Raw genomic sequence first — 12,230 nt, 5'->3', positions numbered from 1 at the left:
CTAATATTGCATATAAAATAGAAGTAAAATACATTAAAATAAATATTATGGCATTAGAAATAACAGATGCAACTTTTGAAGAAACAGTATTAAAAAGTGATAAGCCAGTAATGGTGGATTTTTGGGCAGCTTGGTGTGGACCTTGTCGCATGGTTGGACCAATTATCGATGAGATAAGTAAAGAATATGAAGGTAAAGCTGTTGTTGGAAAAGTAGATGTAGATTCAAATCAGGAATTTGCTGCTAAATATGGTGTTAGAAACATCCCAACAGTGTTAGTTTTTCAAAACGGAGAAGTTGTAGGACGTCAGGTAGGTGTAGCACCTAAAAATGCTTATGCAGATGCTATAGATGCATTATTATAAGCTATACTCTAAAAGAAATGATAAAAGGTTTGTCTTTACGGCAAACCTTTTTTAGTTTCGGTACAATATGGATTTAAGATCAGAATTAAACAAAGTTGGTGGATTTAAAAACCTAGAGTTACTTGCGAAACAAGTTGTTGAAGGGTTTATAGCTGGGATGCATAAAAGTCCGTTTCATGGTTTTTCTGCTGAATTTGCTGAGCATAAAATTTACAATCATGGAGAAAGTACTAAACACATTGATTGGAAATTATATGCCAAAACAGACCGATTGTATACCAAACGTTATGATGAAGAAACAAATCTCAGATGTCATCTCATTGTAGATAATAGTAGCTCAATGCATTATCCAGAATCGGCAGGTACGACAATTGATAATCTTAATAAAATTGCATTTTCAGCTCTTGCCAGTGCCTCATTAATGAACATACTTAAAAAACAACGTGACGCTGTTGGATTGAGCATATATAGTGATAAGTATGACTTTTATTCACCAGAAAAGGGAAGTGAACGACATCATCAAATGTTGCTCACAAAGTTAAGTGAGGCAGTTGTTGCAAAGCCTAAGACTCAAACTACGGAGACGTACAAATATTTACATCAAATTGCAGATAAAATCCATAGAAGATCTTTGATATTTGTTTTTACAGACATGTTTCAAACATCAGAAGGTGATGAAAAGTTGTTTGAGGCTCTAAGGCATTTAAAACACAATAAACATGAAGTAGTTCTTTTTCATGTTTTTGATAAGGAAAAGGAACTTACTTTCAATTTTGACAATAGACCAAAGCGTTTCATAGATATAGAAACAGGAGAGTTTATTAATCTCTATCCAGATAATGTTAAAGTTAATTATGAGAAGGCAGTGGCAGACTACTTTAAGAACCTAAAATTAAAATGTGGTCAATACAGAATAAAATATGTTGAGGCCGATATAAATTCAGGGTTTAATAATATCCTTACGACCTACATGATAGAGCGACAAAAATTTGTTTAGATAAATACCTATTTTTTCTCTTTTTTGTTTGTGAAATTAAAAATGCAATGTATATTTGCCCTCGCAATTACGCAACGGTCTGGTAGTTCAGCTGGTTAGAATATCTGCCTGTCACGCAGGGGGTCGCGGGTTCGAGTCCCGTCCAGACCGCAAAAAGCTTCTCCATAAGAAGCTTTTTCAATATTAAGACGTTGTGTTGTGCTCAGATTAATTCTGAGACGTAGTAGAAATTCAATTTTTGTTGAATATTTACCAATGAAAGGCTTTCCTTTTTTCTTTTAGAAAATCGGGATGCTTTTTTGTTTAATGAGGGTTACTTTAAGTATTTGCAAATTTTATCCTACTAAAAGGTGTCCAATAAGGTATCATTGAAATCTAACAGGTAACATTTTTTAATAGTCTCGAACCATAACTAAATAAAGATTTCTAAGAAAATAGCCCATAAGCGCAACTGAAAAAGCCATACCAATTAAATAGATAGTAAAGAATAAGTCATAGTTATCGATTGACTGTATTAAAGATTGTATTCCTATGATGAAACAAGCTATCGCAATAAAGAAAACGTATGACTTACCAATAGTTAAGTATCTATTGAACTTGTATCTAAGTATTTTTGATGTGCTATGGAATTTCTTAATTCTTAATAGTTTGAGTAATTTAAAGTGAAATGCAAAATCTAAATATCCTAATTCATGAGGATATATTATGATTGTAGGTAAATTATTCTCTATGTAGACCTTAGTCTTTAAATCATATTCAGCTCTTATTTTTCTTGTAGCGTTATATAGTCCATAATATTCTACATAAGTACCTAGGTTCACCAAGTAAAAATCAACCACTCTGTAGGAGTATTTTAAGTCACCTTTAAGGTTATCAATTCTATATTCTGCTTTATACCTAATTCCTCTAGAATCAAGATAATTTTTTACAAATGCTTCATCTTTAGTCGGACTATTTGGTGACACATTATTAATTTTTTTCATTTAAAATAAATATTATGATTAAACACAAAATGAATATACGCTATGTCGTTGCAAGAAATAGACTACGTAAAGATAATAGAATACCTATTTACATAAGAATAACTATAAATAATATGAGAAAGCAATTTTCATCAGGACATTTTGTAAAATATAAAAATTGGAACAGCAAAACACAATCTGTTGAACCCCCAGAACCTGATGCAGAACTAATAAACACACAATTGAGCCTTATTAAGACAAAACTTAGTCAGGCTTTTTTATTTCTGCAGGTTAAGGGAAGTGATTTTAATGTACATGATATCTACAAGCAGTATAAAGGTGAAACCCCTAAAATGGAGTTATGAATGAATTTAAAGTATAACTTAAAAGTGAAAGGGCATCTAATAGGTGTCCTTTTTATTTATTATATATGCTAAAGTACTTTAAATACTATCTATTTTAAATTCGTTTGTGGTCTTGGAAAGACTATAAATAAAAAATTTAATAAAAATACTACCATTCTATCTTTCATTGTGTTTGTTTTTTAATTTCTGTATCTTTAAGAATTAACCTACTAGTTTTCGGTTTGTAGGGTCAATAATATCGAACTTTATTCATGAATGAATGATGTTAACCTATAAATGAAATGGTGTCAGGAAGTAAAAAATCATTAAGTATATTTAATTAACTAATATCGAACGTTCAATCATTATCAAGATATGAAATACGACAGTACATTTGAAGATATATTCAAGGACCACATAAAAATTGAATCCTCTCAAAAAAGTATAGATAATCTCTTTACTGAGAGAATGAAAAATAAAACTAACTATAGTCCATATTACCAAAGAAATTATGTCTGGGATGACAATAAGGCAACTCATTTTATTGAAAGTATATTTCTTGGAACAGAATTACCTCCTTTAATATTTTTTGATAGTGACTACGGTGTTGAAATTATTGATGGTAGGCAAAGATATGAAACCATTAAAAGATTTATGGAAGATCAGTTTAGTTTAAAACCAAACGGTCTTACAATTTTAACCCAATTGAAAAATCTGAAATACAGTAATTTATCAAAAAAATCTAACGACTTATTAGAGCATTTCTTAGATTGCAAAATTAGAATTATTCATTTTCAAATTGTAAATCATCCTCCTTTAGATAAAGCCTTACAAGATAAGGTTAAGAAGGAAATTTTTTTAAGATATAACTCGGGTATTACTCCGTTAAAAAAAGAAGAGGTCGATGACGCAAGATATGATAAAGATGGTTTATCAAATTTCTTCAAAACTAAATTAAGAAATGAAAGAACAAAGAAGAAATTCATGGATGTCTTATTTATTGGACATTCAAGTAAAATTTATCGACCAATTTCTCTGGCAAAGATAGTTTCACAAATTAGGTTAGAAATAGTCCTTCCATTATATCCAATTGAACAATATGCAAAAGGAGGCTCAAAGAAGGTCTCCGAAAAACTATATGAATTTTTTATTAAGAATTCAGATATCAATGAAGGAAGTATTTTTAAAAATTTTGAATCAAAAATTGAGTTTTTAAATAAGGTAATCACAAACTCTGCCAACAATGAATTAAAATCAAACCACCTTGCAATGAGATCCTTATTTTGGGGATTCAGTATTCTAGAAAAGGAAAATATCATCATAAAGTATGAAAAAGAATTGATAAAGAAATGCTCAGAATTCGTAAATGAAAACATCGAATATTTTTCAACAGAGTATAGTACTAGAAGAGAGAACATTATCAACAGATATATTATTACTCAACAATTTTTTGAAACTGAGTTTGGAATGAATCTCTCAGCTTATATAGATTCTAGTTCGAAGATAGATAGAATCAAAAAGCAAATTAGGAACAAGAAATCTACAACGAAGCTTGAAAAGTTAAAAGATATTGGATTATCAAAACCTGAACCCTCAAATATGTCAATTGATGATGTTACTAGAAAAATGAACCGAAGAAAGTTCTTAGTAAGACCATCCTATCAACGTGTTGAGGTTATTGATAAGCAAAAAAAATCATCTATAATTGAGAGTGTTCTTTTAGGGATTAAACTACCCCCAATATTCATTTTTAAAAGATTAGATGATGTTTATGAGGTAATTGATGGACAGCAAAGGCTACTAACCTTATTAGGTTTCACTGGTTCAACATATACAGATCAAGACGATAAGGTAAGAAAGTCAAAAGATGATAAATTTATCCTAAAGGGGTTAAGAATTTTGACGGAATTAAATGGTTTACGCTTTAGTGATTTGAGCGAACAGGAAAAGGATAAAATTTATGATTTTCAACTTTATATTGTTGAAATTGATGCAAATAAAAATCCGAACTTTAACCCGATTGATCTGTTTATAAGATTAAATGATAAACCATATCCGATAAAGACCAATTCATTTGAAATGTGGAATTCTTGGGTGGATGTTGATTTAATTGAACAAATTAAATCCCTTAAAAAGAATTTAGAAGATTGGTTTTACATAAAAAAAATAATTAAAAAATCTGATCGGGATAGAATGGAAAATGAGGAACTAATAACCTCGTTAGTCTATATAGAAAACCATTTTTCGAAAGACCCAAAAGTTATTGATGTATATCAAAAAGATAATATTGATTTGGATGGGGTTATAACATCAAAATTAAATGCCAGAGTAAAATCCAAAACCAAAATAAATTCTTTATTACTTAAAGCTAGTAATGATGAAAAAGTCAAGGAGGATTTATTTAAATCAATCAAAAAAGTAAAAAGTGTAATAAAAATTTTAAGACTTATTTTAATTGATAGAAATAAAAAAGACAATGAAACTGTAGAAGGATTTCTTTCATCTGAATTGGAAAAATTCATAAAAGTTGGAAATACAAGAAAACTACAAAACATTTATTTTTTATGGTTACTCATACATAAATCAAACTTTAATCTTGTAAAATATAAGAGATTAGAAATGAAAAATGATCTCTTGGAGCTTTTTAGAATAATTAATTTAAAGCATAGGGGTTTACAAAAAGATGATAATGGCCAAAAGCCACTTGTAGATTTATTTGAATCTAGGAAACAAATTTTTCTAAAAAATTATACTTCACAAGCTGTTAGGAAAAGAAAGTTGAGCCTGAAGGAAAAAGAGGAAATGTTAAAAAAGCAAGATTATAAGTCTTCTATCAGTGATGTTCAAATTTTTGACATGGATGATCTCGAGGTTGATCATACCATTCCTTTATCTTTTCAAGGGGAGGATAGTATTGAAAATATGGGATTAGCACATAGTACAGAGAATAGAAAAAAAGGTCCAAAAATTGATTAGGTCAGATAAAAATTAATCTCTAACTATCGATTATGCAAAATTTATTTTTGATAAAAACATAAAGACAGTATCACTTCTGTACTTATAAAAACCCTTGATTTTCGAGTCCCGTCCAGACCGCAAAAAGCTTCTCCATAAGAAGCTTTTTCAATATTAAGACGTTGTGTTGTGCTCAGATTAATTCTGAGACGTAGAAGAAATCCAATAAAATTGGATATTTACCAATGAAAGGCTTTCCTTTTTTCTAATAGAAAATCGGGATGCTTTTTTGTTTAATGACTTCCGCTTTGTTCGATTAGCATATAATTATTAAATTTAAGAAGCTTAAAATCATTTACATTTAAAATTAGTAGTTTATGAGACCTATCTCTTGTTGGTCAATTATTTTTATGATAATAACTAACCTTATTATGGGTCAGGTATCGAATGATTCTATTAACTCATATCTAATAGAGGTGGTAAAAACACACCAAATCCCTTCAGTCTCAGCTGGGATTCTGGTTGATGGAAAGATAACATGGGTAGGATCTTCAGGGTATTCTGATTTGGATAGTCAAATGACAGCAAGCACAGAATCCTTATATCGTGTGGGCTCAGTTAGTAAAGTTTTAACTGCAACCTTGGTATTACGATTGGTAGAACTTGGTGTACTAGATCTCAATGAGCCTATTCAAACCTATATCCCAAATTATCCTTTAGACCGCAAAGGAGCAATAAAGGTCATTCATTTGCTTGCTCATACATCAGGAATTAGTCATTATAAGGGTAATGAAAACAGATCTTTTGTTCATTTCAATAATTTAAGGGAAGCGTCTAGGTTATTTGAAGACCGAAAACTAAAGTTTAAACCTGGCACAAAATATAAGTATACCTCTTATGGATATACTTTATTGGGTGCAGTGATTGAGGCAGCTACAGGCAAATCTTATTTTGATAATTTAAAAACACATATTCTAGATGTAGCTGGTATGAATCATACCTTCATTGAAAATAAAAATAGTCCAAAAATTCAACAAGTAAAACTTTATAAAAAAGAAGATGGAAAAATCGTCCTAGATGTTAACAACGATCTAAGTAACATCTATCCTGCTGGAGGTCTTCTTTCTACACCTAATGATCTGTTATTATTTTATAATGCATGGAATTCTGGTAAGTTAATCTCTCAGAAGAATATTGATCTAATGGTATCTGTTATTAAGACAGATGGTAAAGTTCTTGATGAGAACGCTGGACTTGGTTGGAATATTTGGGAGCACAATTCTCTTGGTTGGGTTTGCCATCGAATTGGCGGTCAATCGGGAGCTAGCGCACTTCTACTTTCCTATAGAGAACAAGGTGTCACGGTTGTCCTTTTAAGTAATCAGGCTGTCTTGGATCCAATATGGGAAATTAGCAATACCCTTATTGGATTTGGACGTAATCAGAAGAAACTATAAATTCAATTATCTCTTTTTCTATAAGAAAACCGGGATACTTTTTTGTTTTGAGACTATGCTTTCCTATAAAATGTTAAAAATATATGTATTTCAACGAATAAATATGTAATACAACGAATTTATAAGTATAAAAACAATATTTTGCGGGTCTAAAACTAAATCAAAAAACCTTTAATCAAAATTACATGTAGAAGAGTTATAAGAAATCCCCAAAGATTAACCGCAATGAAAAATCTTAGCCTAACATATAGATTTAGAATACTAGCCGCAGTATTATTGTTTCTCCCGTTTTGCGTTCAAGCCCAAGTAATGCATATAGAAATTACAGGTGGAGCAACCGTAACTCAGGGTTCAACAGTTACAGTGAATTCTGGTAACTTTATTCAGTTTACAATAACAAATGTAGAAACTAATAACTGCAAGAAATTAAAGATCAAGGATGTTGATATTTCTAATACAACTGATTTTGATATTAACCCAAACAATCCAAAACGAAATATAAAACCCGCAACTTGTAATGGTGGCTGGAAATATTTAGATTTTGACATTACTAAAATATCGGGCTCATGTAGCTACGCAAGCACTTTAGTCACAGTTGAGATAAGGAATCAACCCGATTTTACTTTTACTCTTGAGTTTAACGGTTCGCCCGAGATCTATGTTTTAGGAGGAGATCCATATACTGATATTTTTAATGGCGATACTGCAACTGACGAGGCGAATGGAACTTTCTTTGGTGTTGTAGAGGAAGAAGCCTCTGTTACCAGAACCTACATATTAGCTAATATTGGTAGTTGTCCTTTAGATATTAATGGTTTAAGCAGTTCTAACGGAGATTTTGTAGTATCATCACCTTATACAATTCCGTTTATTGGATTAGATCCTTATTATTACATAATTTTTGATGTTACATTTACAGCGCCTATCGGTGGCACTGGGACTCAAACTTCAACTATTACTATTGATAATACGGATACTACCACGTTTACCTTTAATGTTGGGGCTGAAATGTTTAATGAAAATATTCCAGGGCCAGGTGGAATTACAGCAGATTTTAGACTTTGGCTAAAGACAACAAGAGGTATAACCGAGACTGCATCAAAACTATCGCTTTGGGAAGATCTAGGAACAAATGGCAAAGATGCCATACAGCCAACAGCTGCTAATCAGCCAACATTTATCGATGATGGAATTTCAAATATTAATTTTAACCCAGTTGTAAAATTTGAAAATGATGGTGCAACGACGGAACAGTTTCTTTATAATACAACAAATGGCTTTTATAGTCAGGACATTTTTATTGTAATGATCCCTGATGCGACAATTGACAATACTTCTACCCGAAATACAATTTTTGCAGGTACTTCGAGCGGAAATGCTAACGATATCACAGGGGTTGGTTTAGGAGATTATTCCACAGAATTTAATAATGAAGTTATTTCTTATAATCAAGATGTTGCAGGAGGAGGAAGTTTTAATGGTTATGCAGAATTAAATTCATCCTATGCAAATGCCGGAATAATTAACATTAGAAATAATGATCCAACCACTCCAACAGGACAGGATATTTTGTATAATTCTAATATCTTAACAACATCTAGTGTAGATGATATTGTCTTTGCAAATGTTGGTTCGCCAGGACCACCAGTCGTTTTGGGTACGCCATATTGGATAGGTAAAAATTTTGATCAACAAGGAAGTCTTAATGGTCGTGTAGCAGAAATTTTCACATTTGCTGAGCGAGTAACAGATTCAGAGAGAACCAAAATTGAATCTTATTTGGCAATTAAGTATGGGATAACCTTGGGACCGAATCAAGAAGTAACTAAGGATTACATAAATTCTTTTGATACAAAAGTGTGGGACGTTACTGCAAATTCTGGTTATAATTATCATGTAGCAGGTATTGGTCGTGATTCAATATCAGACTTGAATCAAAAACAATCAAAGACGCTCAATACATTAAATGAAATAACTATAGGATTGAATAATTTGTATACTACGAATAGTGAGAACCCAAATCAGTTTAAATATGATGGTGATTTTTTAGTTTGGGGGAATAACAATCTAGCATATAACGGTAGTAATACAAACACAATCAGTTTAGATAACGGATTAACAACAACATTGACCAGAATAGATCGTAAGTGGAAAATTGTAGAAAGTAAAGAAAATATAAATGGTGATGTTGGTTTTGTATATCTCTCCATTCCTGAAACAGTATTTTCAAGTTTTGGAAAAGGCTCAAATGAAGAATATGCATTAGTTGTATCTAGTGATGATACATTTGCAAATGATAAGATTATTGATGTTATACCACTTAAATCTGATGGTTCTGGTAATCTTCAAGCTTGGTATGACTTTGATGCTACAAAGTTTTTTTCATTTGCTAAAGCACAACAGCTATCTGGTGATTATGCTATGGATATAATTTCTGGAAAGTACTTAGTTGGGGAGTCTAATCTAAACTTAAACAGTGATAATTTCACAATTTCAGCTTGGGTAAGAAGTAACCCTATCGCTCAGACTAGAACCATTATGTCTAAAGGTGATAAACTGCAGTTAAGGTTGAATACATCAAATCAAGTTGAAGTACTAATGGACGACGCAGTCACTCCAAGATTTACGTCTACAATTCAGATTAATAATAGTAATTGGCACCAAATAACTTTTGTTTACAGAAGTGGTACAATATTTTTATATATAGATGGCATTTTAGATAAGACCGAACTTGATGTAGTTGCACCATCACCAAACTTTAATAGATTTGCTGTTGGGGCACTATACATAGATAAAACCAGTATTATAAATCCATTGCTTGGTGAAGTAGATGAAATTTATGTTTGGGATTCAGCGTTAACTCAAGATCAAGTGAGGTATTTAATGAATCAAGAAATAGAACGCTTAGATATCGCAGGTGTGGATTATGTAGCTGGAAAGTCATTACCCGGAAATTCAGACAGTAATCTTGTCATAGATATTAATTGGAGTCATTTAAAAGCTTATTATGATTTTAATTCGTTTTATGGGTCAACCACTGAAGGACAGACAGATGCGAGAAATTTTCTTAGAATAAATTATTTATCCAATAATAAAGAAATTGTTGAAAGCCAATCAGCACCGTTGCCTTATATGACGGCTGCTAGTGGTGCATGGGATGATTCTGCAACTTGGTTGAATAGCAGTGTTCAAGCTATTCCTAATTCCATAGGGTTAGACGGAGTTACTTTGATTGATTGGAATATTGTAGAAATAAACCATGATATTTCTTCAGGAGATAGAGATATAAAGTTATTGGCATTAACTAACACTACTAAGCTTACGGTTGCAAATCCGAATGAGAGTCTTGATGAAAATAATTCAGGCCATTCTTTAACTGTTACGAACTATCTCGAAATAGATGGTGTTGTAGATTTGGTAGGTGAATCTCAGCTTATACAAACGGAGGGCAGTATTTTAGATGCTGATAGTGGTGGTTACATTGAGCGTGATCAACAAGGAACTTCAAACAGTTTCAACTATAATTATTGGTCATCGTCAGTAGGGCCTATAGTGGGTAACCCTTCTACTAGAGGTACAGGTGTGTCTTTAACCGGGCAAAACTCGAGTTTAGAGGATGTTATATTTGACGGTACAGATTCGTCTACATTTCAAAATATTAGTTTTGACTCATCTGCTTTTGCTTCTGATGGTGGTGTTTCAGACCCAATAACAGTTAGTACTTATTGGTTGTATAAATTTTATGGCCCTACGGATGATTATGATTCGTGGAGTTCAATAAATGAAACATCTACTATTTTACCTGGAGAAGGCTTTACAATGAAAGGATCATCAGGTGCCACTGATATTATTAATGATTTTCAAAATTATGTATTCAAGGGACTTCCTAATAATGGAGACATTACAATCGCTTTAGATAAAGCTATAACAGCACAAAATCCGTCTGGTAATGTAGATAGGTTAATTGGTAACCCATATCCTTCCGCATTAGATGCTACTCAATTCATATTAGATAATATGAGTTTAGCAGATGGTGGAAACAACGTGAATGGTACAATTTTTAATGGTGCATTATATTTTTGGGATCATTTTGGTGAGGAAAATTCGCATTTCCTTGGTGATTATGTAGGTGGTTATGCGACGAGAAATTTGTTAGGTGGTGTTGCTGCAATTTCTAATGATACATTAATAAATAATACTTCAGATGGTGGTAATCCTGCTATAGGGACAAGAATTCCTGGTCCATATGTACCAGTAAACCAAGGATTTTTTGTTTCTACTGAACTTGATGGTTTTGACAATGACAATGGAACACCATTAATAGCGGTTGATGGAGGCGATGTGGTATTTAATAATGGACAAAGAATTTTTGAGCGTGAGTCAGTTGGTAATTCAGTGTTTATGAAATCTAACTCCTCTGATACAGATGCCCAAGTAGTGATAGAAGATACTCCAATGATAAGATTAATTTATAAATCACCAACAGGGTTTAAGCGTGAGATAGCAATAGGAATTGATCCAAGTGCTTCAAATGGGTTTGATCTTGGATACGATGCCTTCCTTGCCGATTTAAATCAAGAAGACATGTATTGGATCGTAGAGAATAACAAATTTGTAATACAAGGAGTTAACAATTTTAATACTAATCAAGAATTTCCACTTGGGATTGAGATTGCAGAGTCAGGAGTATTTGCTATTAAGTTACAAAGCATTGAAAATTTAGATCAAGATTTACCTATATATGTTAAAGATAATTTTACAAATTCTACATTTCAACTAAACAATGGTAATTTTCAGTTATTCTTAGATAGTGGTAATTACGAAAATAGATTTTCAATAACCTTTGACAATCAAGAGAACCTTTCTACGGGTAGTAATGATTTTAATGAAAACTCGATTAAGTTATTTTTTAAATCTCAAATTGAGTCTATAGGGATATTTAATCCAAACAGTTTATACATTTCTGAATCGATAATATTTAATATTACTGGTCAAGAAGTAATGAGAATTCAGTTGAATAGTTCAGACAGTTTAAATTATATACCTGTTAGTATAGCACCAGGAACTTACATTATGAAACTTAATACTGATAAAGGTATTAGATCTAACAAGCTAATTATAAACTAATTACAAAATAAAAGAGGTATTAC

At 31.7% G+C, this 12,230-nt stretch carries 7 protein-coding genes and 1 tRNA gene; 7 read left to right on the top strand and 1 reads right to left on the bottom strand.

The window, feature by feature from the left end; translation table 11 throughout:
* Positions 1 to 47 precede the first annotated feature (47 nt).
* The 3 genes from trxA to LBV24_RS02630 all read left to right on the top strand — a co-directional run bounded on the left by trxA (position 48) and on the right by LBV24_RS02630 (position 1,512).
* On the top strand, positions 48 to 365 hold the full coding sequence (trxA, locus tag LBV24_RS02640; RefSeq protein WP_114302150.1) for a thioredoxin: 318 nt from the start codon (positions 48 to 50) through the stop codon (positions 363 to 365).
* Positions 366 to 432: 67 nt separating this feature from the next.
* Complete coding sequence (locus tag LBV24_RS02635) at positions 433 to 1,362, top strand: DUF58 domain-containing protein (protein ID WP_224477035.1); 930 nt, start codon at positions 433 to 435, stop codon at positions 1,360 to 1,362.
* A 76-nt stretch (positions 1,363 to 1,438) separates the two neighbouring features.
* Positions 1,439 to 1,512 (top strand) — tRNA-Asp (locus tag LBV24_RS02630).
* 242 nt (positions 1,513 to 1,754) lie between these two features.
* Here LBV24_RS02630 and LBV24_RS02625 read toward each other — a convergent pair.
* Positions 1,755 to 2,345, bottom strand: a complete 591-nt coding sequence (locus tag LBV24_RS02625) for a hypothetical protein (protein ID WP_224477034.1) — start codon at positions 2,343 to 2,345, stop codon at positions 1,755 to 1,757.
* 14 nt (positions 2,346 to 2,359) lie between these two features.
* On the opposite strand from LBV24_RS02625, the gene LBV24_RS02620 reads away from it, so the two are divergent.
* The 4 genes from LBV24_RS02620 to LBV24_RS02605 all read left to right on the top strand — a co-directional run bounded on the left by LBV24_RS02620 (position 2,360) and on the right by LBV24_RS02605 (position 12,207).
* Positions 2,360 to 2,689, top strand: coding sequence for an Arm DNA-binding domain-containing protein (locus LBV24_RS02620; RefSeq protein ID WP_224477033.1), 330 nt, complete (start codon positions 2,360 to 2,362; stop codon positions 2,687 to 2,689).
* 354 nt (positions 2,690 to 3,043) lie between these two features.
* Entirely contained in the window at positions 3,044 to 5,644 is a 2,601-nt protein-coding gene (locus LBV24_RS02615) for a DUF262 domain-containing protein (protein WP_224477032.1), read from the top strand.
* A 410-nt stretch (positions 5,645 to 6,054) separates the two neighbouring features.
* Positions 6,055 to 7,080: a serine hydrolase domain-containing protein gene (locus LBV24_RS02610; protein ID WP_224477031.1), complete on the top strand. Its 1,026-nt coding sequence runs from the start codon at positions 6,055 to 6,057 to the stop codon at positions 7,078 to 7,080.
* Between the two features lie 225 nt (positions 7,081 to 7,305).
* A complete protein-coding gene (locus LBV24_RS02605; protein ID WP_224477030.1) occupies positions 7,306 to 12,207 on the top strand; it encodes a LamG-like jellyroll fold domain-containing protein in 4,902 nt (1,633 codons plus the stop codon).
* The last annotated feature ends 23 nt before the right edge of the window (positions 12,208 to 12,230 follow it).

This window comes from Winogradskyella vincentii, assembly GCF_020166345.1.
In the GTDB taxonomy this organism is placed as follows: domain Bacteria; phylum Bacteroidota; class Bacteroidia; order Flavobacteriales; family Flavobacteriaceae; genus Winogradskyella; species Winogradskyella vincentii.
Note: the sequence above shows the minus strand (reverse complement) of the source record. Positions and strands in the feature narration are given on the sequence as shown.

Bases quoted from the DNA above. Each gene is read 5' to 3' on its own strand.
- trxA (WP_114302150.1), top strand. From the start codon at position 48: ATGGCATTAGAAATAACAGATGCAACTTTTGAAGAAACAGTATTAAAA.
- LBV24_RS02620 (WP_224477033.1), top strand. From the start codon at position 2,360: ATGATTAAACACAAAATGAATATACGCTATGTCGTTGCAAGAAATAGA.
- LBV24_RS02615 (WP_224477032.1), top strand. From the start codon at position 3,044: ATGAAATACGACAGTACATTTGAAGATATATTCAAGGACCACATAAAA.
- LBV24_RS02625 (WP_224477034.1), bottom strand. From the start codon at position 2,345: ATGAAAAAAATTAATAATGTGTCACCAAATAGTCCGACTAAAGATGAA.
- LBV24_RS02610 (WP_224477031.1), top strand. From the start codon at position 6,055: ATGGGTCAGGTATCGAATGATTCTATTAACTCATATCTAATAGAGGTG.
- LBV24_RS02605 (WP_224477030.1), top strand. From the start codon at position 7,306: ATGAAAAATCTTAGCCTAACATATAGATTTAGAATACTAGCCGCAGTA.
- LBV24_RS02635 (WP_224477035.1), top strand. From the start codon at position 433: ATGGATTTAAGATCAGAATTAAACAAAGTTGGTGGATTTAAAAACCTA.